The 21807-nt window shown below is 53.9% G+C and carries 23 protein-coding genes and 1 tRNA gene; 8 read left to right on the top strand and 16 right to left on the bottom strand.

Annotated features, from left to right (window positions below):
- Nucleotides 1–31 precede the first annotated feature (31 nt).
- From QRN24_RS10815 to QRN24_RS10805, 3 genes are all read left to right on the top strand, one after another.
- The gene (locus QRN24_RS10815) at nt 32–937 is read left to right on the top strand and encodes an ROK family protein (protein WP_032678914.1); all 906 of its coding nucleotides are present in this window, start codon (nt 32–34) and stop codon (nt 935–937) included.
- 77 nt (nt 938–1014) lie between these two features.
- Nucleotides 1015–1974, top strand: coding sequence for a LacI family DNA-binding transcriptional regulator (locus QRN24_RS10810; protein WP_025203317.1), 960 nt, complete (start codon nt 1015–1017; stop codon nt 1972–1974).
- Nucleotides 1975–2043: 69 nt separating this feature from the next.
- Entirely contained in the window at nt 2044–2256 is a 213-nt protein-coding gene (locus QRN24_RS10805; protein ID WP_080765218.1) for a hypothetical protein, read from the top strand.
- A gap of 571 nt (nt 2257–2827) precedes the next feature.
- On the opposite strand, the gene QRN24_RS10800 is transcribed toward QRN24_RS10805, so the two are convergent.
- From QRN24_RS10800 to QRN24_RS10775, 6 genes are all read right to left on the bottom strand, one after another.
- On the bottom strand, nt 2828–3184 hold the full coding sequence (locus QRN24_RS10800; protein ID WP_025203316.1) for a putative T6SS immunity periplasmic lipoprotein: 357 nt from the start codon (nt 3182–3184) through the stop codon (nt 2828–2830).
- 2 nt (nt 3185–3186) lie between these two features.
- Nucleotides 3187–3729 (bottom strand): type IV secretion protein Rhs, encoded by a 543-nt coding sequence (locus QRN24_RS10795; RefSeq protein ID WP_284942699.1) that lies wholly within the window; start codon nt 3727–3729, stop codon nt 3187–3189.
- A 103-nt stretch (nt 3730–3832) separates the two neighbouring features.
- Complete coding sequence (locus QRN24_RS10790) at nt 3833–4066, bottom strand: hypothetical protein (protein WP_284942698.1); 234 nt, start codon at nt 4064–4066, stop codon at nt 3833–3835.
- A gap of 373 nt (nt 4067–4439) precedes the next feature.
- A tRNA-Gly gene (locus QRN24_RS10785) sits at nt 4440–4513 on the bottom strand.
- A gap of 80 nt (nt 4514–4593) precedes the next feature.
- On the bottom strand, nt 4594–5334 hold the full coding sequence (gene actS / locus QRN24_RS10780; protein WP_204305437.1) for an amidase activator ActS: 741 nt from the start codon (nt 5332–5334) through the stop codon (nt 4594–4596).
- Nucleotides 5316–5471: a hypothetical protein gene (locus tag QRN24_RS10775; protein ID WP_193162736.1), complete on the bottom strand. Its 156-nt coding sequence runs from the start codon at nt 5469–5471 to the stop codon at nt 5316–5318. Before QRN24_RS10775 ends, actS begins: the two co-directional genes overlap by 19 nt.
- Before the next feature lie 25 nt (nt 5472–5496).
- Here QRN24_RS10775 and idi point away from each other — a divergent pair, with 25 nt between their 5' ends.
- Complete coding sequence (gene idi, locus QRN24_RS10770; protein WP_113656428.1) at nt 5497–6039, top strand: isopentenyl-diphosphate Delta-isomerase; 543 nt, start codon at nt 5497–5499, stop codon at nt 6037–6039.
- 39 nt (nt 6040–6078) lie between these two features.
- Here idi and lysS read toward each other — a convergent pair whose 3' ends face one another.
- From lysS to xerD, 5 genes are all read right to left on the bottom strand, one after another.
- Complete coding sequence (gene lysS, locus QRN24_RS10765; protein ID WP_025203283.1) at nt 6079–7596, bottom strand: lysine--tRNA ligase; 1518 nt, start codon at nt 7594–7596, stop codon at nt 6079–6081.
- A 9-nt stretch (nt 7597–7605) separates the two neighbouring features.
- Nucleotides 7606–8704 (bottom strand): peptide chain release factor 2 gene (gene prfB / locus QRN24_RS10760; RefSeq protein WP_104440355.1). Its coding sequence is split into 2 segments (ribosomal slippage): nt 7606–8628 and nt 8630–8704, totalling 1098 coding nucleotides; the frame shifts between segments, so codons are not numbered across the junction.
- Nucleotides 8705–8794: 90 nt separating this feature from the next.
- Entirely contained in the window at nt 8795–10528 is a 1734-nt protein-coding gene (gene recJ / locus QRN24_RS10755) for a single-stranded-DNA-specific exonuclease RecJ (protein WP_040018865.1), read from the bottom strand.
- Nucleotides 10529–10533: 5 nt separating this feature from the next.
- Nucleotides 10534–11247 carry a bifunctional protein-disulfide isomerase/oxidoreductase DsbC gene (dsbC, locus tag QRN24_RS10750; RefSeq protein WP_020883731.1) on the bottom strand — a complete coding sequence of 238 codons (714 nt, stop codon included), beginning with the start codon at nt 11245–11247 and terminating at the stop codon, nt 10534–10536.
- A gap of 23 nt (nt 11248–11270) precedes the next feature.
- Nucleotides 11271–12167: a site-specific tyrosine recombinase XerD gene (gene xerD, locus QRN24_RS10745; RefSeq protein ID WP_149376033.1), complete on the bottom strand. Its 897-nt coding sequence runs from the start codon at nt 12165–12167 to the stop codon at nt 11271–11273.
- 101 nt (nt 12168–12268) lie between these two features.
- On the opposite strand from xerD, the gene fldB reads away from it, so the two are divergent.
- Nucleotides 12269–12790, top strand: coding sequence for a flavodoxin FldB (gene fldB, locus QRN24_RS10740; RefSeq protein ID WP_014171513.1), 522 nt, complete (start codon nt 12269–12271; stop codon nt 12788–12790).
- A 6-nt stretch (nt 12791–12796) separates the two neighbouring features.
- Here fldB and QRN24_RS10735 read toward each other — a convergent pair whose 3' ends face one another.
- A complete protein-coding gene (locus tag QRN24_RS10735) occupies nt 12797–13207 on the bottom strand; it encodes a protein YgfX (RefSeq protein WP_014171514.1) in 411 nt (136 codons plus the stop codon).
- Nucleotides 13188–13454, bottom strand: a complete 267-nt coding sequence (sdhE, locus tag QRN24_RS10730) for an FAD assembly factor SdhE (protein ID WP_003863437.1) — start codon at nt 13452–13454, stop codon at nt 13188–13190. Before sdhE ends, QRN24_RS10735 begins: the two co-directional genes overlap by 20 nt.
- 294 nt (nt 13455–13748) lie before the next feature.
- On the opposite strand from sdhE, the gene ygfZ reads away from it, so the two are divergent.
- Complete coding sequence (gene ygfZ / locus QRN24_RS10725; protein ID WP_020883730.1) at nt 13749–14729, top strand: tRNA-modifying protein YgfZ; 981 nt, start codon at nt 13749–13751, stop codon at nt 14727–14729.
- A 110-nt stretch (nt 14730–14839) separates the two neighbouring features.
- On the opposite strand, the gene trhA is transcribed toward ygfZ, so the two are convergent.
- On the bottom strand, nt 14840–15499 hold the full coding sequence (gene trhA, locus QRN24_RS10720; RefSeq protein WP_014171517.1) for a PAQR family membrane homeostasis protein TrhA: 660 nt from the start codon (nt 15497–15499) through the stop codon (nt 14840–14842).
- A 266-nt stretch (nt 15500–15765) separates the two neighbouring features.
- Here trhA and QRN24_RS10715 point away from each other — a divergent pair, with 266 nt between their 5' ends.
- Nucleotides 15766–16497, top strand: coding sequence for a MurR/RpiR family transcriptional regulator (locus tag QRN24_RS10715; protein WP_284942736.1), 732 nt, complete (start codon nt 15766–15768; stop codon nt 16495–16497).
- A 116-nt stretch (nt 16498–16613) separates the two neighbouring features.
- Entirely contained in the window at nt 16614–18047 is a 1434-nt protein-coding gene (gene bglA, locus QRN24_RS10710; protein ID WP_032678925.1) for a 6-phospho-beta-glucosidase BglA, read from the top strand.
- Between the two features lie 36 nt (nt 18048–18083).
- Here bglA and QRN24_RS10705 read toward each other — a convergent pair whose 3' ends face one another.
- Together QRN24_RS10705 and gcvP are read right to left on the bottom strand one after the other, a co-directional pair.
- Nucleotides 18084–18827, bottom strand: a complete 744-nt coding sequence (locus tag QRN24_RS10705; protein ID WP_014171520.1) for an SDR family oxidoreductase — start codon at nt 18825–18827, stop codon at nt 18084–18086.
- Nucleotides 18828–18902: 75 nt separating this feature from the next.
- The gene (gcvP, locus tag QRN24_RS10700; RefSeq protein WP_138014143.1) at nt 18903–21776 is read right to left on the bottom strand and encodes an aminomethyl-transferring glycine dehydrogenase; all 2874 of its coding nucleotides are present in this window, start codon (nt 21774–21776) and stop codon (nt 18903–18905) included.
- Between the last annotated feature and the right edge of the window lie 31 nt (nt 21777–21807).

The following is a 21807-nucleotide window of genomic DNA, read 5'->3' as shown; positions in this document are numbered from 1 at the left end:
GAGGCGCTGGCCTCTCCTTTTCGAGGAACGTATGCACTATCTTGGACTCGATATTGGCGGCACAAAAATGGAAGCCATCCTGCTTTCGCCTCAGGGCGAATGCCTTTGGCGTGAGCGTCGTCCGACGCAAAAAAAAAGTTATGACGCCTTTATGCACCATCTGCTGGCGTTTATCGGCGAAGCGCGCGCGGTAAGTGAAGTGCCATTCAGTATCGGTATTGGCCTGCCGGGGGCCATCGACCCACAGAGCGGGCTAATTAAAAACTGCAACTGCCTGGTACTCAACGGTCACGACCTGAAGCATGATTTAGCACAGCAGCTCAATCAGCCCGTGTGGATAGCCAATGACGCGGATTGCTTCACGCTGTCTGAAGCGGTTGATGGCGCAGGCGCAGAAGCAGATACCGTCTTTGGCGTAATTGTCGGTACCGGATGCGGCGGTGGCGTGGCGGTACATAAGCGTCTGCTTCAGGGGCCAAACGCCATCGCTGGCGAATGGGGACATAACCCGTTGCCTGGCTATGCCCCCGAGACGGATGGTCCGGCGCAGCCCTGCTATTGCGGGAAACATAACTGTATCGAAACCTTTATCTCTGGCACCGGCTTTGCCCGCCGTTATCCCAGCGAACTGAGCGCGCAGGCCATCATTGAAGCGGCGGCCCAGGGAGACCTGACCGCGCGGGCCCACTGGCGACACTTTATCGACGCCTTTGCCCGCAGTCTGGCCTCGGTGATCAATATTCTTGATCCGCAGGTTATTGTCTTGGGCGGTGGGTTATCAAATGTCAGCCAGCTGTACGACGAACTTCCGGCCGCCATCAGGCCCTACATCTTCTCGGAAAGCTGCCGTACCCGTATCGTCCCGGCCCGTTACGGCGACGCCAGTGGCGTGCGTGGCGCGGCGTGGCTACCGGGTTTGCACGCCGCGCAGACGTGAAACCGCCTGTGGGGGGCGCTAAGATTCTTAAGGTGGGTTATGTTAAGATAACCAAAACCCACCACGCAGAAAATGCTATGCCAACGATTGACGATGTATCACGATTAGCCAATGTCTCACGAGCAACCGTCTCACGCGTGTTGACGGGGACGCGCGGCGTGCGCGAAGAGAGCCGTGAAGCCGTGCTGCGCGCCGTAGAAGAGCTTAATTATCGCCCAAGCTTTGCCGCGCAAAACCTGGCAAGTCAGTCATCAAGCTACGTTGGTCTGGTTCTCTCTGCGAAGGATGAAAGCAGCGGAGCACGTTTGCTGCCTGCGCTCTCCCGCGCCATGAAAGCGTTGAATAAAACGCTCATCGTAGAGTACGTAAACGATCCTGTTGAGCAGGCTGTCACCGTCGATGATCTTCAGCGCCAGTGCGTTGCTGTCGTAGTCTTTGGGCCGGTTGCGGCCGGTAGCGCAGAGAATGTCATCTCCTTCGATCGTCCCGTGGTGGATGCGAAACCTCAGGGATATGACTTTGCCTTTGCGACGGAAAGCGCCTGTCGCTACATGACGGGCAAGGGCCATCGCAATATCGCACTGGTGATTGACAGCGAACACGATGACAACAGTAAAAAGATGGTGGAAGGCTATCGCAACGTCCTGCAAAACTACTCTTTGCCGTTTAATCGCCAGCTGGTGTTAACGGCGAATGAAGATGTTGAACAGGCGCTGCTGACGCTTATCAACAGCCTGAGCAAATTTTCCGCCATTGTGGTTAAACGTGATGCCTATGCCGCTGAAGCGATGCGTCTGTTCCGGGAATTTGGCATTTCCGTTCCGCAGGAAGTGTCGCTGCTAAGTCTGGAAGATTCGCCTCTGGCAACCCAGCTCTATCCACAGCTGACCTGTATCTCGTGGCCAATGGATCAGTTGCTCACTCAGTGCGTTGAGCGCATTAAAAGCCTGGTGGATGGCCGACCTGTTCGCACGTCAGAGCTCTCCCCCGTGATTGGTAAACTCACACCTCGCCAGTCGGTGATGGAAAAAAGCTAGCGGGTACGCAACGATTGCCGGCTTAAGGGTGTGATAACACAATAAACGTTATCCCTGTTCTGGAGCGAGATGATGAAAACCTTTCTGTTCATAAGTGCCCTCACCCTTTTCCCGGCGCTCTCCTGCTATGCCATCGCCCAGGAAACGTCCCTGCCGCTGAAAGAGCAAATTCATACCGATGAAGGTACGTTATGCGTGTATGGCGATGCTTCGCGCAGTGAAAAAGTTGTGATGCAGGGCGGCAACGATTGCCCACAGAGTAAAGCGGCAAAACAGTCCTGATTTTTTTGAAGGGGTGGAGTTATTACCAGGCGGTAAGAATTTACCCCCTATTTTTTTTGATTAAAAATCAGTCCTGCGACAAATTAAGATGGAGTCTGGTCATTAAGCGATAAATGAAGTCTGTACTCGTTATAGCCCTGCCGCAAGCCATTTATGATTTTCCGGGCATGAAAATATCGCTGAATCCGTGCTCACTCAGACATAACGCCCACGGCTTCCCGCTTCACTTCGGGTACTTCCATACCGCCAGACTTCTTGCATCAGTTCCAGAAGATGGCGTCTTAAATAGCATCCTTAAGACAGCGTTTCAATGCAAAACCCCGGTTCGGCCTGGCGGAGGATACAGATGATGTATTTGTTAAAAAACACTTTTTTAAGGGGATGTCCTCATGTGGTTTATACAGATATAACTTACATTGTGATGTGTTAATGAATGGGGGGCAGGTCACGGCGGTTATACCTGAGTTTGTTCTCAACCATCCTCAAGCGGATGTATGGAAACAATAGTCACAATGGAATATCAATATACTGGTGACTTGAAGAAGTAAGATCTTGGGGGCATTCTGCCCCCTTATCCTTTGGGATACGAAAATTCTGCGGTGACTAAATGCGATTCTGACTTATCAGATTGGACGTCATACGCGAAGTTATATCGTTTTCCAGATGTAAACTTAAATCCAAATACTGGAAGACACTCACCCTTCGGTACATAAACAGGCTTGTCATCGAAAATCTTGTGAAGAGAGTCGCTATTATCGCTATTGATTTGAATAGCAGTGATCCGTTCCTGCGGCTCCAGTGGTGACACCACACAAACTTGATTATCTTTGATTAATGCCGTTGTAGATTCGCGATCTACCATTCGATCACCAGGCCCAGGGCATCCCGTTAAGAGGAATACAACACCCAGCAATATTTTATTCTTCATGTTTAACGCCCCTTCCCTGTTACGATTTTCTGATAAAGCGAGGGGACATCCTGCAACATATTAACGCCCCTGTACATCCCCATGCGCCCTGGTCTCTGATAGTAAGACCAATTATTGATACCATAAACCAGCAGTAACCAGTAATCAGCCAAAATAGAGGCTTGCTGTTCAAGAGAGTAATCAGTGAGCTTTTCTTTATCCAGCTTGTAGGTATATTCAGCAGCCCAGCTAAAAGCCCCCCTCACTCTCACCCATTGCCCATGTTGGTGTTGCCACACATGCCCCAGTTCATGGATGAAAACGTATTTATCTTCGATAAAAACAGAGTTTGCGGAAAAATCTTCTCTGTACATCGACTTTCTGTACCATAACTCTCCGTTGGGAGTCATCGCATAGTTTTGTTTCTGTAGTCCGAAGGGTAAATAGCTGTCGCAATGAATCCAGACACGGCTATAAACTATTGAATCTCCGAACACCCTACGAGCCATTGCAATCTCGCCTAACGTCATCCGGCGTAATGTACCTTCCTCCGCCTGCGCGCTCATAAACTGCCCTCCTTGTATGATTTATCTACATCGTAAAATCATAATTCGAAATAGTCTATACGCGAACTTTAGCCATTCATCAAACGCAGTGACGGTGCAAACACTACTCCCCGTTGCTTTTATCCCCCTCCTCTTGCCGCATGGATTCTATAAACTCTCGTTGCTCCTGCGTGAGTTCAAGATCATCCAGCAAGCGATCTAACTCTTCTTCAGGTGATTCCTTTTGGTTCTGTCTCTTCCCGCTAGCCATGCTCACCCTTGAGTTAATAGGATTAATCTCAGGGTATCCAGGGTGCATAAAATGCGCAACTAACAGATTTTGGACAATAGCAGTCATAAAGCCCCGTTAGCGGTACAAGCAACAAGCAGAGCGTAGCGACTTCATCATATTGTCAGAAGGATCACACCTTATCAGGGTGCTCGTATATCTGTCGAAGCGCTGGAAGAGCCTGTATATCGGGCTTTAATGCGAGTGATCAATCTGTCGATGTCATAACAATGCCAGGATAGGTTTTTTTCACGTTTTACTATCGCGGTGTGAGGATGCAACTGCCGCCAACGCTGAGTTATCCTGTCATCTCACCGTGTAACTTAGCGTGACAGTTACCAGGGGCGGATCATAATGGTAGAACCCATAGGCGACTAAAACAGGTAACTATTTAATTTGCTGATAGAGAAGGATTTAAAGGCTTCTTCAGAAAGGGAGAGACTGGAGCGGGCGAAGGGAATCGAACCCTCGTATAGAGCTTGGGAAGCTCTCGTTCTACCATTGAACTACGCCCGCTTTGAGGTGCGTAAGGCATTATAGACCTTACGCCTCTTCATACAAGCCTCTTTGCAACTAAATGGCGATTATATAATCACTTAGCACTTTGGCTTACTGCCTGGCGCCGGAAGATAACGCTGCGGATCGATGGCTGTGGCGCGATAGCGGATCTGGAAGTGTAACTTCACCGAGTCCGTGCCGGTACTGCCCATGGTGGCAATCTTCTGCCCAGCCTTCACATTCTGCCCGTTGTTCACCAGCATCGTATCGTTGTGGGCATAGGCAGTGATGTAATCTTCCCCATGTTTAATCATGATCAGGTTACCGTAACCGCGCAGCTGGTTGCCGACGTAGACCACCTTCCCTGCCCCTGATGCATAGACTGGCGTGCCGCGCGCAGCAGCGATATCAATGCCTTTATTGCCCCCCTCAGACAAGGAGTAAGGCAACACGACCTTGCCGCTGGCAGGCCAGATCCAGCAACGCTGGCCGACCGGAGGCCATGAGGACTGCGGCACCGCGTAAGACGGCGTCACTTTGGCTGTTTTGCCTTTAGAGGATTTCTTCGTTGAAGACGCGCCACCGTTAACCTTCAGTTTCTGCCCCACCTCGATGGTGTAGGGTGGAGAGATGTTATTCAGACGCGCCAGATCCTTCACGCTAGTCCCCGTTGCGCGCGAAATCCGATACAGCGTATCCCCGCGCTTAACGGTATAGACCGCACCGGAATAGCTGCCCATATCCGACGACTTGCTTCCTGAACAGCCTGCCAGTAATAGCGTCAGCGTCAGACAAAAAACGGCGGTAATGGGATTTCTCGTCAGGCTTCCTGCAAACAAAACAGATCCTCGGTCAGCGTGAATGGCGCACTATGATACCAGTCCAGACTGATATGGGTCAGCCCTTTTCCGCTCTTGAGAGCAAACGGCGCATGGAGGAATGCAGTATAATGCAGCTGCTGATGGTGCTGAGCCATCCGCATCGTTGGCACTGGAGCATCAATGAGTATTCAAGAACACGTTATTTTGGTAAATGACCAGGGAATGGTGATTGGCACTCAGGAAAAGTACGCCGCGCACACCGCCCACACCCCGCTGCACCTGGCTTTCTCATCGTGGCTTTTTAACGCCAGAGGTGAGTGTCTGGTTACCCGACGTGCCTTAAGCAAAAAAGCCTGGCCAGGCGTCTGGACCAACTCCGTTTGCGGACATCCTCAGTCTGGTGAAAAGACGGAACAGGCTATCATCCGCCGTTGCCGCTTTGAGGTTGGCGCGGAGATCGCCAATATCACCCCCATCGCCGCTGAATTCCGTTACCGTGAAGCCGATCCTTCGGGGATCGTGGAGAATGAGATTTGCCCGGTATTCGCAGCACGCGTCACCAGCGAACTGCATATTAATCACGATGAAGTGATGGAGTATGAATGGGTCGAACTGGAAGCGTTGTTCCGCGCACTGGACGCTGCCCCCTGGAGCTTTAGCCCGTGGATGGTGCAGGAAGCGACGGTCGCCCGCGACGCGCTCAGGGCCTTCTCGGCGCAATAAAAAAGCCCCTTTCGGGGCTTTTTTTACTGTCTTAACGGCTTACTTCACCGGGCGCATCGCCGGGAACAGGATCACATCACGGATGGTGTGGCTGTTAGTGAACAGCATAACCATACGGTCGATACCAATCCCCAGACCTGCGGTTGGTGGCAGACCGTGCTCCAGCGCAGTCACATAGTCTTCGTCGAAGAACATCGCTTCGTCATCGCCCGCCGCTTTCGCGTTAACCTGATCCTGGAAGCGCTGAGCCTGATCTTCTGCATCGTTCAGCTCGCTAAAGCCGTTGCCGATTTCGCGGCCACCGATGAAGAACTCAAAGCGGTCAGTGATTTCCGGGTTCACATCATTACGACGTGCCAGCGGAGAAACTTCTGCCGGGTATTCGGTGATGAAGGTCGGCTGAATCAGGTGCGCTTCGGCCACTTCTTCGAAGATCTCGGTCACAATACGGCCCAGACCCCAGCTCTTCTCAACGTTGATACCGATGCTTTCCGCGATCGCTTTCGCAGAGTCGAAGTTATCCAGATCGGCCATGTTGGTTTCTGGACGGTATTTCATGATCGCTTCGCGCATGGTCAGTTTTTCGAACGGCTTGCCGAAGTCGAAGACTTCTTCACCGTAAGGCACTTTAGTGGTGCCCAGAATGTCCTGCGCCAGGGTACGGAACAGAGATTCGGTCAGCTCGATCAAATCTTTATAATCCGCATACGCCATATAGAGTTCCATCATGGTGAACTCTGGGTTATGACGCACGGAGATGCCTTCATTACGGAAGTTACGGTTGATTTCGAACACGCGGTCAAAACCACCGACGACCAGACGCTTCAGGTACAGTTCCGGCGCGATACGCAGGTACATGTCCAGATCGAGGGCGTTGTGATGGGTGATGAACGGACGTGCAGACGCACCGCCTGGGATCACCTGCATCATTGGAGTTTCCACTTCCATAAAGTCGCGGTTAACCATGAACTGGCGGATACCGGCCATGATCTGAGAGCGAATCTTGAAGGTCTTACGGGATTCATCGTTGGAGATGAGATCCAGGTAACGCTGACGGTAGCGCGCTTCCTGATCCTGCAGGCCATGGAATTTGTCCGGCAACGGGCGCAGGGCTTTGGTCAGCAGACGCAGTTCGGTGCAGTGGATAGACAGCTCACCGGTCTTGGTTTTGAACAGCTTACCTTTCGCCCCCAGGATATCGCCCAGGTCCCACTTCTTGAACTGCTCGTTGTAGATGCCTTCCGGCAGGTCGTCACGGGAGACGTACAGCTGAATACGGCCGCCAACGTCCTGCAGCGTCACGAAGGAGGCTTTACCCATGATACGACGGGTCATCATGCGGCCAGCAACGGCCACTTCAATGTTCAGCGCTTCCAGCTCTTCGTTCTCTTTACCGTCGAAGTCAGCGTGCAGTTGGTCTGAGGTATGGTCACGACGAAAATCGTTCGGGAACGGCACGCCCTGCTCGCGCAGTGCTGCCAGCTTCTCGCGGCGGGTTTTCAGTTCGTTATTAAGATCGACTACCGCGTCAGCGCCCTGTGCTTGTTGTTCAGACATGTTGGTTCCTCATAACCCTGCTTTCAAACTTGCTTCGATAAATTGGTCCAGGCTGCCGTCCAGCACCGCCTGCGTGTTACGGGTTTCAACCCCGGTACGCAGGTCTTTGATGCGGGAGTCATCAAGGACGTAAGAACGGATCTGGCTGCCCCAACCGATGTCAGATTTGTTATCTTCCATCGCCTGTTTCTCAGCATTTTTCTTCTGCATCTCCAGCTCATAAAGCTTCGCTTTCATCTGCTTCATGGCCTGGTCTTTGTTCTTATGCTGGGAACGGTCGTTCTGGCATTGCGTCACCAGCCCGGTTGGAATGTGGGTGATACGCACCGCAGATTCCGTACGGTTAACGTGCTGACCACCCGCGCCGGATGCGCGGTAAACGTCGATACGCAGATCCGCCGGGTTGATGTCGATATCGATATCTTCGTCAACTTCCGGATAGACAAACGCGGAGCTGAAGGAGGTGTGACGACGGCCGCCGGAGTCGAACGGGCTCTTACGCACCAGGCGGTGAACCCCCGTCTCGGTACGCAGCCAGCCGTAGGCGTAATCGCCAATAATCTTGATGGTGACAGATTTAATACCGGCCACTTCACCTTCAGACTCTTCGATGATTTCGGTTTTGAAGCCGCGGGCTTCCGCCCAGCGCAGATACATGCGCATCAGCATGCTGGCCCAGTCCTGGGCTTCGGTACCGCCAGAACCTGCCTGAATATCGAGATAGCAGTCAGCGTTATCGTATTCACCGGAGAACATGCGACGGAATTCAAGCTGTGCCAGCTTCTCTTCGAGCACGTCGAGTTCAGCCACGGCTTCGTTAAAGGTTTCTTCGTCGTCAGCTTCGACGGCCAGCTCCAGTAAACCGGAAACATCTTCCAGCCCCTGAGCCATTTGATCCAGCGTATCTACGATAGCTTCGAGAGAGGAACGCTCTTTACCCAGCGCCTGCGCGCGTTCAGGTTCGTTCCAGACGTCCGGCTGTTCCAGCTCGGCGTTTACTTCTTCAAGACGCTCTTTCTTGGCATCGTAGTCAAAGATACCCCCTAAGAACGTCAGAGCGCTCCGTGAGGTCCTGAATACGGTTTTTTACCGGATTAATTTCAAACATGGTCTGTTTTCTTTTATGGACTTGTCAAAATGCGGTGATAAGAGCGGGATTGTACCGAATCCACGCCCTTTTTTATAGAGATTACTGCCGCTAAATTGGCCAGATATTGTCGATGATGATCTGAAGGGTGCGGTTACCGCGGAACTCGTTTATATCCAGTTTGTATGCCAGCTCAACTTCGCGCACGCCGTTGTCCGGCCAGACAGCGGTATCGACGTTAAAGGCAATACCGTCCAGCAGCGGGCCACCGCCTACAGGCTCGACCATCACTTTCAGATGACGCTCACCGACAATGCGCTGTTGCAGCAGACGGAAGCGGCCATCGAACAGGGGTTCCGGGAACATCTGCCCCCACGGCCCTGCATCCCGGAGCATCTGTGCCACTTCCATCGTCATCTCAACCGGCGTGAGTTCGCCGTCGGAAACCACTTCGCCCTGCAGCAGGGCCGGGTCAATCCAGTCGGTGACCAGCTCGCCGAACAGACGCTGGAATTCGTCGAACTTCGCCTCTTCCAGCGACAAACCTGCCGCCATGGCATGACCGCCGAACTTGAGCATCAGACCCGGGTAGAGGGTATCCAGACGCTCCAGCGCATCGCGCATGTGCAGCCCCTGAATCGAACGCCCGGAGCCTTTAAGGGTGCCATCACCAGCCGGTGCAAACGCAATGACCGGACGGTGGAAACGCTCTTTAATACGCGAAGCCAGAATGCCCACCACGCCCTGATGCCACTCAGGGTGATACATCGCCAGGCCGCCCGGCAGCGTATCGCCGCTGCGTTCCAGTTTTTCGCACAGGGTCAGCGCTTCAACCTGCATTCCCTGTTCAATTTCTTTACGGGTCTGGTTCAGGGCGTCCAGCTCATTAGCCAGCACGCGCGCTTCACCAATGTTGTCGCACAGCAGCAACGCGACGCCAACGGACATGTCGTCCAGTCTGCCGGCCGCGTTCAGGCGAGGCCCCAGGGCGAAGCCTAGATCGCTTGCCGCCAACTTGAGCGGATCGCGGTTAGCAATCTCAAGCAGCGCTTTGATACCGGGACGGCATTTGCCCGCCCGGATGCGGCTTAAGCCCTGCCAGGTCAGAATACGGTTATTGGTATCGAGCGGCACCACGTCTGCGACGGTCCCCAGTGCGACCAGGTCGAGATACTCGGCCAGGTTCGGCACGGCAATACCGCGGGCGTCGAACCAGCCCTTATCACGCAGCAGCGTGCGTAACGCCAGCATCAGATAAAATGCCACGCCGACGCCTGCGAGTGATTTCGACGGGAAATCGCAGTCGCGCAGGTTCGGGTTGATGATCGCTTCCGCGGCAGGCAGCGTTTCACCCGGCAGGTGGTGATCGGTAACCAGCACCGGGATCCCCAGCTGATGCGCATGATCGACGCCCGCATGGGAAGAGATCCCGTTGTCTACGGTCAGGATCAGCTGTGCGCCGCGGGCATGGGCCTGATCGACCACTTCCGGGCTGAGGCCGTAACCATCTTCAAACCGGTTCGGCACCAGATATGTCACGTTGTCGCAACCCAGCGCGCGCAGGCTCAACACGCTCAGCGCGGTACTGGTTGCGCCATCAGCATCAAAATCCCCCACCACCACAATACGCGTACCTTCACACAGCGCGTTGTAGAGTATTTCTGTGGCTTTTTCGATGCCGTTTAACTGCTGCCATGGCAACATCCCTCTAACGCTGCGCTCAAGGTCGGCGGCGGTACGCACGCCACGGCTGGCGTATAGCCGCTTTAGCAGCGGCGGGAGGTCGTCAGGCAAATCAGCATGTTCAACCGCCTCGCGGCGGCGCAGTTTTATTGGGGCTTTCACGCGAATTATTTACCACCAAACTGTTTCTGGTGCGCGTCGAGGAACTCTTTCATCTCTTTAGGTCCCTGATAACCCGGAACAACATAGCCGTTGCTCAGGACAATCGCTGGCGTACCGTTCACGCCAAACTGCACACCCAGCGCGTAGTGGTTAGCGATATCAATGTCGCAGGATGCAGGCTGCACGCCTTTGCCATTCATCGCGTCATCAAAGGCTTTGTTGCGGTCTTTCGCACACCAGATAGCTTTCATATCCTGCTCTGGCTTGCTCTCAACGCCCGCGCGCGGGAAGGCCAGATAACGCACGGTGATCCCCAGCGCGTTGTAATCTTTCATCTCTTCATGCAGCTTATGGCAGTAGCCACAGGTGATGTCGGTGAAGACGGTAATGACGTGTTTTTCCTGCGCCGCTTTATAAACGATCATCTCTTTTTCGAGCGCGTTCAGGTTTTTCATCAGCAGCTGGTTGGTTACGTTGACCGGCTGTGCACCGCTCACGTCGTACATTGGCCCCTGAATAATGTGTTTTCCGTCCTCGGTCACGTACAGCACGCCGCTGTTCGTCAGAACCGTTTTCATGCCGGCAACCGGTGCAGACTGGATATCACTGCTGGTGACGCCAAGCTTCGCCAGAGACTGTTTGATAGCGGCGTCATCCGCATGGGCAAAACCGGTAAATGAGGCTGCCAGCAGGGTGAACAGCGCGAAAGACTTTTTCATATAAGATCCTAATTCGTCGGCACTCACGCTCGTGGGTGGTGCTGTTGGTGTAGCTGCCGCAGCCGTTCCGTCGCGACATGGGTATAAATTTGGGTCGTGGAAAGATCGCTGTGTCCCAGCAGCATCTGCACCACGCGCAGGTCGGCGCCGTGGTTCAGCAGATGCGTCGCAAAGGCATGACGCAAAACGTGTGGCGAAAGCTTTTCACTGTCGATACCCGCCAGTGTGGCGTAATGTTTGATGCGATGCCAGAACGTTTGCCGCGTCATCTGTTGTGCGCGCTGGCTGGGGAACAAGACGTCGATTGAAGCGCCATTAAGCAACCATGGACGACCGTGCTCCAGATACGTTTCCAGCCAGTACACCGCCTCTTCACCCAGCGGCACCAGCCTTTCCTTGTTTCCTTTACCGATTACACGAACCACGCCCTGACGAAGGCTAATGTCGCTCATCGTCAGGCCGACCAGTTCAGAAACACGCAAACCGGTAGCATACAATAGCTCAAGCATGGCTTTATCGCGTAACTCCAGCGGCAGGTCAACTGCGGGTGACTGTAATAATCTCTCAACTTGTGCTTCGCTGAGATCTTTCGGCAGCCGCTGCGGGAGTTTCGGGGAGGCCAGGACCGCGCTGGGATCGTCTTCGCGAATTTTCTCACGGTTGAGGTGCTGGAACAGCCGACGCATTGCGCTGAGCAAACGTGCGGAACTGGTGGCCTTGTAGCCCCCTTCCATCCGCTCGCCCAGCAGCGCCTGCAGGTCGTCGCTTTGGGCGTTCGCCAGCGACAGCCCACGGTGCGCCAGCCACTCCACCAGCATGGTGAGATCGCGCCGGTAGGCACTGAGCGTATTCTCGGCCAGGTTCTTCTCCAGCCACAGAGCATCGAGAAACTGTTCGATGAGTGCGAGATCCTTTTCCACATCAGCCCCTTTGATTCTGCAGTCAGGCCATTATGCCTGATTGCGATCGGTTTCTGGTACACTACGCGCAAAGTCAAAGCAAGAATTGAGATAGTCACGCGATGAATATTGGTCTGTTCTATGGTTCCAGCACCTGCTACACCGAAATGGCGGCAGAGAAAATTCGGGACATCATTGGCCCGGAACTGGTGACGTTGCATAACCTGAAAGATGACGCGCTTACGCTGATGGAGCAGTACGACGTGCTGATCCTCGGCATCCCGACCTGGGATTTCGGCGAAATACAGGAAGACTGGGAAGCCATCTGGGACCAGCTTGATACGCTTAACCTCGACGGCAAAATCATTGCCATGTACGGCATGGGAGATCAGCTGGGTTACGGTGAGTGGTTCCTGGACGCACTCGGCATGCTGCACGACAAACTGGCACCGAAGGGCGTCACGTTTATCGGTTACTGGCCAACCGAAGGGTACGAGTTCACCAGTAAGAAACCGATTATTGCCGATGGGCAGCTGTTTGTCGGGCTGGCACTGGATGAAACCAACCAGTACGATCTCAGCGATGAGCGCCTGCAAAGCTGGTGTGAGCAGATTCTGGGCGAAATGGCAGAACAGTTCAGCTAACGCGAATTACTCCTGCGTCAGTTGCTGTAATAACATCCGACGCAGGTCCCGCCACTCAGCGCTATCCATACTGTCCGCGGCCAGCCACAGATGCTGGCGACGCCCGCTGTCCACGCTACGTAGCCGCAGCATCATGCCGGAAGCGATCATCCAGGGCATACCGAGAATTTCCCACTCTTTTCCCTGCCAGCGCAGGCGGGAATCCATCAGTAATTTGATCTCCCCCTGACGGGCATGAATGCGGCGCTGGCTGCGCACGCTGTCAAACACCACAAACGACAGCAACAGCAGCCACAGAGGCGTATAGCTAAGCGGCCACGGCATCAGTAACACAAAGGCCGCGACCAGGCCGTGGAGCAACAACGACATCCACTGCGAGCGCCACGAGACGCGAAGGTCAGATTGCCACAGGACCACGTTCCTGATTCCGTGTTTGAATTAATTGCACCATCCGTTGCAACTCGGTGTCGGCGGGTTTGCCGTGATTCATCAGCCAGTTAAATAAATCAGGATCGTCAGACTCAAGCAGGCGAACAAACAGACGCTTATCATCATCGCTTAAGCTGTCATACTCATATTCGAAGAAAGGCATGATGGAAATATCAAGTTCACGCATGCCGCGACGGCACGCCCAGTGAATACGGGCCTTGTTGTTAATATCCATGTTCTGTTTCCTGCATTACGTTTGGCACAGTCGGCACCCCGTCCAGTGTTCTTGATTTCTCTGCGGGGACACCAGCTAGTGTAACGTGTTTTTGACCGTTTCTTTACTGGAATATTGCGAACCACGAGCGCGCTTCCACAATAAACCCTATAAAGACAGCGGATTACACTATTTTGCGTGGCGCTACGCATAACCGGGTTATGGCACAAATGGCCTGTTGAAAGCGCTTGCAATGCCAGCAGGCTCTTTTACCATTAGGCATTATCAAAGCGTTAAGCAATTCAGGATATCGTTATGGCCTTTACACCATTTTCTCCTCGCCAGCCCGCCGCCTCTGCGCGTCTGCCGCTGACGCTTATTACTCTTGATGACTGGGCGCTGGCGACACTCACCGGTGCAGACAGCGAAAAATACCTGCAGGGCCAGGTAACCGCCGACGTCAGCCAGATGGACGAACATCAGCATCTGTTGGTCGCACACTGCGATCCAAAAGGGAAGATGTGGAGCAACCTGCGCCTGTTCCGTCGCCAGGAGGGTTTTGCCTTTATTGAGCGCCGCAGCCTGCGGGACGCGCAGCTCACCGAGCTGAAAAAATACGCGGTCTTCTCAAAAGTCACTATTGCCGCGGATGATGAACACGTTCTGCTGGGCGTGGCAGGCTTCCAGGCCCGTGCGGCGCTGAAAAATCTGTTCAGTGAACTCCCGGATGCCCAGAAACAGGTCGTCAGCGAAGGCGCAACGTCTATCCTGTGGTTTGAACACCCGGCGGAACGCTTTCTGTTAGTCACGGATACCGCGACCGCCGAACGCGTCACCGAGGCGCTGCGCGGTGAAGCCCAGTTTAATAACAGCCAACAGTGGCTGGCGCTGAACATTGAAGCCGGTCTGCCGGTGATTGACGCCGCAAACAGCGGGCAGTTCATTCCTCAGGCCACCAACCTGCAGGCGCTGGGTGGCATTAGCTTTAAGAAAGGGTGCTATACCGGCCAGGAGATGGTGGCACGCGCCAAATTCCGCGGAGCCAACAAACGCGCACTGTGGACCCTGGCGGGCCACGCCAGCCGCGTGCCTGACGCTGGTGAAGATTTAGAACTGAAGATGGGCGAGAACTGGCGCCGTACCGGCACGGTGTTAGCCGCAGTTCAACTGGATGATGGCCGCCTTCTGGTTCAGGCCGTCATGAACAACGATATGGAAGCCGACAGCGTGTTCCGCGTGCGTGACGATGCCAATACGCTGAGCATTGAGCCACTGCCGTATTCGCTGGAAGAGTAAGGCGTCATTGCCCGGCGACGAGATAAAAAAACGGTAACCTGACGGTTACCGTTTTTTTTTGCTTACTCTCACGAAGAAAGGGCGGAGGCAAGAAGATCAACGTTCTGAAATTAAACCTGCCCCACATAGAGATAAATCGCTAAAAAGTGGCACACGCTACCGCCCAGCACAAACCCATGCCAGATAGCATGATTGTACGGGATACGCTTGCAGACATAGAAAATGACGCCCAGCGAGTAGACGATGCCCCCAACGGCCAGAAGCGTCACGCCCCCTACCGCCAGCTTGATCGCCAGTTGATAAACCACAATCAGCGAAAGCCAGCCCATCGTGAGATAGGTCACCAGCGACAGCACCTTAAACCGGTGGGCAATGGTCAGCTTAAACAGGATCCCCAGCAGCGCCAGGCTCCAGATAACAATCATCAGGCCACGCGACAGCGGCGAGTTAAGACCCACCAGCAGGAAAGGCGTGTAGGTACCTGCAATAAGAAGATAGATAGCGCAGTGGTCGAATTTCTTGAGCCAGATCTTGGCCCGTTGATGCGGGATAGCGTGGTACAGCGTCGACGCCAGGAACAGCAGGATCATACTCCCGCCATACAGACTGTAGCTGGTAATGGCCATTGCGCTGGCATTCGTATCCACCGCCTGCACCAGCAATAACACTAAACCGACAATCCCAAAAACCAGGCCAATACCGTGGCTAATACTGTTGGCTATTTCCTCAGCCAGCGAATATCCCTGTGCAATTAATGGTCTGCTCACCATACAAAACTCCGGGAAAACTAACGATGAATATTCATCACCTGTCTATGCTAACTGAGAATGATTCCAGTGAACACCTGTTAGCTAAAATAATTTCACAAACATAATTTTTATCTATAAATCATGAACATAAACAAATTATTCACCTAACGTTTGTTCACATTAAAATTTAATCATTAAGAATCAAGGGCATAAAATTGGATCCTGCCGACTTGCTGCATGTTATGATGGATAAATGATGTCTGAATGAGAGTTTCGCCATTGTGAGTATGTTCACCCACGCCGCCATTGCCAGTCTCAATAATCTGGAAATGATGGTCTACAACTATGTCATTAAAAATCGTGACAAAGTCATGTACATGACCATCCGCGAGCTGGCGGATGCGGCTGGCGTCTCAACGACCACTATCCTGCGCTTTTGCCGCAAACTCAACTGCGAAGGCTACTCTGAATTCCGCGTGCGCTTTAAGCTCTATTTAGAGCAGAACGAACCTCAGCAGGCAAATTTTGGTGCCAGTGAAATTATCAGCTTCTTTAAAGGCGTTAATAACGAAGAGTTCGATGCTTTATTAGATGAGGCGGTCGATATTATTTTATATTCCGAACGTATTATATTTGTCGGTGCGGGCACGTCTGGCTCGCTGGCAAAATATGGCGCACGCTTCTTTTCGAATATCGGTAAATTCAGCAACCACATCGACGATCCTTATTTCCCGGTCACCAATGATATGGCTAAAAACGCGCTGGCGATTGTGCTGTCGGTATCCGGTGAAACTGAAGAGATCCTGCGCTTTGCCAGCCAGTTTAGCCTGCATCGCTGCAAAGTGCTCTCCATAACCAGCCACGAGCACTCGCGCCTGGCAAAGCTCGCGGACTTTAACCTCTCCTGGCATGTCCCTCAGACGCGGATAGGCGGCGTGTACGATATCACCACACAAATACCCGTCATCTATATTCTCGAATCGCTTGGCCGGAAACTGGCGAAGAAATTGACAGAATAAAACACCCTGTTTTTTCGATGTGACAAATTACATTTTCAGCGAATTGTTATATCGTGACATTTAATTCCGCTTTGCTAGACTCGAACGCAATATGTCATTTACTGAGAATAGCAGCGATGAAAAAACTTACCCTACCAAAAGACTTTTTATGGGGCGGCGCAGTGGCCGCTCACCAGGTTGAAGGCGGCTGGAACAAAGGCGGTAAAGGGCCGAGCATCTGCGATGTCTTAACGGGCGGTGCGCACGGCGTGCCGCGCGAAATCACGCAGGAAGTCGTGCCGGGGAAATACTATCCGAACCACGAAGCTATCGACTTCCATGGCCATTACAAAGAAGACATCAAACTGTTTGCTGAGATGGGCTTCAAATGTTTCCGCACCTCTATCGCCTGGACGCGTATCTTCCCGAAAGGGGATGAAACACAGCCGAATGAAGAAGGCCTGAAGTTCTACGACGACATGTTCGATGAGCTGCTGAAATACAATATTGAACCGGTCATCACCCTCTCCCACTTCGAAATGCCGCTCCACCTGGTGCAGGAGTACGGCGGCTGGACCAACCGTAAAGTGGTGGATTTCTTTGTGCGCTTCGCGGAAGTGGTGTTTGAGCGTTACAAAAATAAGGTCAAATACTGGATGACCTTTAACGAGATCAACAACCAGCGTAACTGGCGTGCGCCGCTGTTTGGCTACTGCTGCTCAGGCGTGGTTTATACCGAGCATGACAATCCGGAAGAGACCATGTACCAGGTGCTGCACCACCAGTTCGTTGCCAGCGCGCTGGCGGTGAAAGCGGCGCGTCGCATTAACCCGGAAATGAAAGTCGGCTGTATGCTGGCAATGGTGGCGCTCTACCCGTTCTCCTGTAAACCAGAGGACGTGATGTTTGCACAGGAATCCATGCGTGAACGCTATGTCTTTACCGATGTCCAGCTGCGCGGTTACTACCCATCCTATGTGCTTAATGAATGGGAACGCCGTGGCTTCACCATCCATATGGAAGCGGGTGACGAGCAGATCCTGCGTGAAGGCACCTGTGACTATCTGGGCTTCAGCTATTACATGACCAACGCTGTGAAAGCGGAAGGCGGTACTGGCGATGCTATCTCAGGCTTTGAAGGCAGCGTACCGAACCCGCATGTGAAAGCCTCTGACTGGGGCTGGCAGATTGACCCGGTGGGTCTGCGCTATTCCCTGTGCGAATTGTACGAGCGTTATCAGAAACCGCTGTTTATCGTGGAAAACGGCTTTGGCGCCTACGACAAAGTAGAAGAAGACGGCAGCATCAACGATGACTACCGCATCGACTACCTGCGTGCGCACGTGGAAGAGATGATGAAAGCCGTCACGTATGATGGCGTGGATCTGATGGGTTATACCCCGTGGGGCTGCATCGACTGCGTGTCGTTCACTACCGGCCAGTACAGCAAGCGCTACGGCTTTATTTATGTGAACAAGCACGACGACGGTACCGGCGATATGTCACGCTCGCGGAAAAAGAGCTTTAACTGGTACAAAGACGTGATTGCCAGCAACGGCGAGACGCTTTAACGCTTTTCTCCTCTCCCCGATGGGGAGAGGAGATGTTTATTTCCCACCCGCCAGTTCAATAAAACTTCCCGTCACATACGAGGCTTTCTCGCTCAGCAGCCAGACAATCGCCTGCGCCACCTCTTCCGGCTGACCGCCACGCTGCATAGGCAGCATGGATTTGACCCTATCCACCCGGCCCGGCTCACCGCCAGATGCATGAATCTCGGTGTAAATCAGCCCGGGACGCACGCAGTTTACGCGGATCCCTTGCGCTGCCACTTCCAGCGATAATCCCGTCGTCAACGAATCGACAGCACCTTTGGACGCGGCGTAATCCACATATTCACCCGGAGCACCGAGGCGCGATGCCGCGGATGACACGTTCACGATCGCGCCGCCTTTGCCACCATGTCTGAACGACATGCGTTTTACCGCTTCGCGGCAGCAGAGGAAATAACCGGTCACGTTCGTGGCTAACACGCGGTTGATCCGTTCAGCGGAGAGGTGTTCAATCGTGGATTGTTCAAACAGGATCCCGGCGTTGTTCACCAGTGCGGTAAGCGGTCCGGCTTCACGATCGATACTGTCGAACATTGCCAGCACCTGAGCTTCATCACTGATATCTGCGCGCACGGCAAACGCGTTACCCCCCGCGTCGGTAATCATCGTGATCACATCCGTCGCGGCTTTAATGTTGTGGTGATAGTTCACCGCTACGGTGTAGCCTTCGCGCGCCAGCTGCAGCGCGGTGGCTTTACCAATACCGCGGCTGGCGCCGGTGACCAGTGCAATTGCCATCTATGTCTCCTTATAAAAAAAGCCGGGTAGCGTTAACGCTGACCCGGCCTGTAACACGTTATAACCGCGGAACGATTACTGGTATTCGCTCATTGGCACACAAGAGCAGAACAGATTACGGTCACCGTAGACGTCATCGAGACGTTTCACGGTCGGCCAGTATTTGTTTGCTATGCCGGCCGGGAACACCGCCTGCTCACGGGTATAATCGTGCTCCCACCCGGAGACCAGCTCATTCTGGGTGTGCGGTGCGTTAACCAGCGGGTTATCAGCCAGCGTCCACTCACCGGCTTTCACGCGGTCGATTTCAGCGCGGATAGCCAGCATCGCGTCAATAAAGCGGTCCAGCTCAACTTTGCTTTCAGACTCGGTGGGTTCAACCATCAGCGTACCCGCCACCGGGAACGACATGGTTGGCGCATGGAATCCGTAGTCAATCAGACGCTTAGCAATATCCAGCTCGCTGATACCTGTCTCTTCTTTCAAAGGACGGATATCGAGGATGCACTCGTGCGCCACACGACCATCACGGCCCGTGTAGAGCACCGGATACGCTTCTTTCAGACGCGTTGCGATGTAGTTAGCGTTGAGGATAGCCACCTGGCTTGCCTGCTTCAGCCCTTCCGCGCCCATCATGCGGATATACATCCAGCTAATGGGCAGGATTGAGGCGCTACCGAACGGTGCCGCAGAGACCGCGCCCTGACGGGTCAACATGCCTTCAATCTGCACTACGCTGTGGCCTGGGACAAACGGCGCCAGGTGTGCTTTCACACCGATTGGGCCCATACCTGGACCACCACCGCCGTGTGGAATGCAGAAGGTTTTGTGCAGGTTCAGGTGCGACACATCCGCGCCGATAAAGCCCGGAGAGGTAATGCCAACCTGTGCGTTCATGTTCGCACCGTCGAGATAAACCTGACCGCCGAACTGATGGACCACTTCACACACTTCACGGATGGTCTCTTCGTACACACCGTGGGTGGACGGGTAGGTCACCATGATGCAGGAGAGTTTTTCACCCGCCTGCTCGGCTTTCGCACGCAGATCGGCCAGGTCAATGTTGCCATTCTTGTCGCAGGCCACCACCACCACTTCCATACCCGCCATCTGGGCAGACGCCGGGTTGGTGCCATGCGCAGAACTCGGGATCAGGCAGATATCGCGATGCCCTTCATTGCGGCTTTCGTGATAGTGACGAATTGCCAGCAGGCCCGCGTATTCCCCCTGCGCCCCGGAGTTTGGCTGCATGCAGAGTGCATCGTAACCGGTCAGCTTCACCAGCCAGTCGGAGAGCTGGTTGATCATCAGATGGTAACCTTCCGCCTGCTCTGGTGGGCAGAACGGGTGCAGCTCGGAAAATTCAGGCCAGGTGATTGGGATCATCTCTGCCGCAGCGTTCAGCTTCATGGTGCAGGAGCCCAGCGGGATCATCGCCTGATTCAGCGCCAGGTCTTTGCGCTCCAGAGAGTGCATATAGCGCATCATCTCGGTTTCGCTGTGGTAGCGATTGAACACCGGGTGAGTCAGGATCGCATCATCACGCAGCATGCTTTCCTGGATAGAGCGGCTGTCGAGCGCGACATCTTTATCGAGCGTATCAATATCCAGGCCGTGTGCATCGCCCAGCAAGACGTTAAACAGGTTAACGATATCTTCGCGGGTAGTGCTTTCATCCAGGGTAATGCCTACCGCGTTATGGATGTCGCTACGCAGGTTGATCTCTGCCGCGTCAGCACGAGCCAGCACCGCGGCTTTGTCAGCCACTTCAACGCACAGCGTGTCAAAGTAATGGGCGTGGCGCAGTTTCAGGCCTTTCTGCTGCAGACCACAGGCCAGAATATCCGCCAGACGGTGAATACGGCTGGCAATGCGTTTCAGGCCAACCGGACCGTGGAAGACAGCGTACAGGCTGGCGATATTGGCCAGCAGGACCTGCGAGGTACAGATGTTGGAGTTCGCTTTCTCGCGACGAATATGCTGCTCGCGAGTCTGCATTGCCATGCGCAGCGCGGTGTTACCGGCGGCATCTTTTGAAACGCCGATGATACGGCCAGGCATGGAGCGTTTGAATTCATCTTTTGCGGCAAAGAACGCCGCATGTGGGCCACCGTAGCCCATCGGGACACCAAAGCGTTGTGCAGAACCGAAAACAATGTCCGCGCCCTGTTTACCTGGAGCCGTCAGCAGGACCAGCGCCATAAAATCAGCCGCGACGCTGACAACCACTTTGCGGGCTTTCAGCTCAGCAATCAGTGCGCTGTAGTCGTGAACGTCACCGGTGGTGCCGACCTGTTGCAGCAGCACGCCAAACACATCCTGATGATCGAGGACTTTGTCGGCGTCGTCGACAATCACGTCAAAACCAAAGGTTTCGGCACGGGTACGAACCACATCAAGCGTTTGCGGATGCACGTCCGCTGCCACGAAGAAGCGGTTGGCATTTTTCAGTTTGCTCACGCGCTTCGCCATTGCCATTGCTTCGGCGGCGGCGGTGGCTTCATCCAGCAGTGAAGCGGACGCGATATCCAGGCCGGTCAAATCCAGCGTAACCTGCTGGAAGTTCAGCAGCGCTTCCAGACGGCCCTGAGAAACTTCTGGCTGATACGGGGTGTAGGCGGTGTACCAGCCCGGATTTTCCAGCATATTACGCAGAATAACCGGGGGTAACTGCACGTTGGTGTAGCCCATGCCAATGTAAGACTTATAGCGCTTGTTCAGGCCGGCAATCGCCTTCAGCTCCGCCAGAGCGGCGAATTCAGTGGTGGCTTCACCCACCTGAGGCGGCGTGGCAAGCTGGATGTCTTTTGGCACAATCTGGCCGATCAGTGCATTTAATGAATCCGCGCCAACTGTCTTCAGCATCTCCTGCTGTTGCTGAGCATCCGGCCCAATGTGACGTTCAATGAAGGCGCCACGGTTTTCAAGCTGGCTTAAAGTCTGTGTCATGAGCGATGGTTCCTGAAACGTGCAGTGAATG

The sequence above is a fragment of the Enterobacter sp. MEB024 genome (assembly GCF_030209635.1).
Lineage (GTDB): Bacteria > Pseudomonadota > Gammaproteobacteria > Enterobacterales > Enterobacteriaceae > Enterobacter > Enterobacter ludwigii.
Note: the sequence above shows the minus strand (reverse complement) of the source record. Positions and strands in the feature narration are given on the sequence as shown.

Bases quoted from the DNA above. Each gene is read 5' to 3' on its own strand.
- dsbC (WP_020883731.1), bottom strand. From the start codon at position 11,247: ATGAAAAAGTCTTTCGCGCTGTTCACCCTGCTGGCAGCCTCATTTACC.
- QRN24_RS10810 (WP_025203317.1), top strand. From the start codon at position 1,015: ATGCCAACGATTGACGATGTATCACGATTAGCCAATGTCTCACGAGCA.
- ygfZ (WP_020883730.1), top strand. From the start codon at position 13,749: ATGGCCTTTACACCATTTTCTCCTCGCCAGCCCGCCGCCTCTGCGCGT.
- QRN24_RS10705 (WP_014171520.1), bottom strand. From the start codon at position 18,827: ATGGCAATTGCACTGGTCACCGGCGCCAGCCGCGGTATTGGTAAAGCC.
- QRN24_RS10800 (WP_025203316.1), bottom strand. From the start codon at position 3,184: ATGAAGAATAAAATATTGCTGGGTGTTGTATTCCTCTTAACGGGATGC.
- QRN24_RS10775 (WP_193162736.1), bottom strand. From the start codon at position 5,471: ATGGCTCAGCACCATCAGCAGCTGCATTATACTGCATTCCTCCATGCG.
- QRN24_RS10805 (WP_080765218.1), top strand. From the start codon at position 2,044: ATGATGAAAACCTTTCTGTTCATAAGTGCCCTCACCCTTTTCCCGGCG.
- sdhE (WP_003863437.1), bottom strand. From the start codon at position 13,454: ATGGATATTAACAACAAGGCCCGTATTCACTGGGCGTGCCGTCGCGGC.
- QRN24_RS10715 (WP_284942736.1), top strand. From the start codon at position 15,766: ATGTTCACCCACGCCGCCATTGCCAGTCTCAATAATCTGGAAATGATG.
- trhA (WP_014171517.1), bottom strand. From the start codon at position 15,499: ATGGTGAGCAGACCATTAATTGCACAGGGATATTCGCTGGCTGAGGAA.
- QRN24_RS10790 (WP_284942698.1), bottom strand. From the start codon at position 4,066: ATGACTGCTATTGTCCAAAATCTGTTAGTTGCGCATTTTATGCACCCT.
- QRN24_RS10815 (WP_032678914.1), top strand. From the start codon at position 32: ATGCACTATCTTGGACTCGATATTGGCGGCACAAAAATGGAAGCCATC.
- bglA (WP_032678925.1), top strand. From the start codon at position 16,614: ATGAAAAAACTTACCCTACCAAAAGACTTTTTATGGGGCGGCGCAGTG.
- lysS (WP_025203283.1), bottom strand. From the start codon at position 7,596: ATGTCTGAACAACAAGCACAGGGCGCTGACGCGGTAGTCGATCTTAAT.
- idi (WP_113656428.1), top strand. From the start codon at position 5,497: ATGAGTATTCAAGAACACGTTATTTTGGTAAATGACCAGGGAATGGTG.
- QRN24_RS10795 (WP_284942699.1), bottom strand. From the start codon at position 3,729: ATGAGCGCGCAGGCGGAGGAAGGTACATTACGCCGGATGACGTTAGGC.
- gcvP (WP_138014143.1), bottom strand. From the start codon at position 21,776: ATGACACAGACTTTAAGCCAGCTTGAAAACCGTGGCGCCTTCATTGAA.
- fldB (WP_014171513.1), top strand. From the start codon at position 12,269: ATGAATATTGGTCTGTTCTATGGTTCCAGCACCTGCTACACCGAAATG.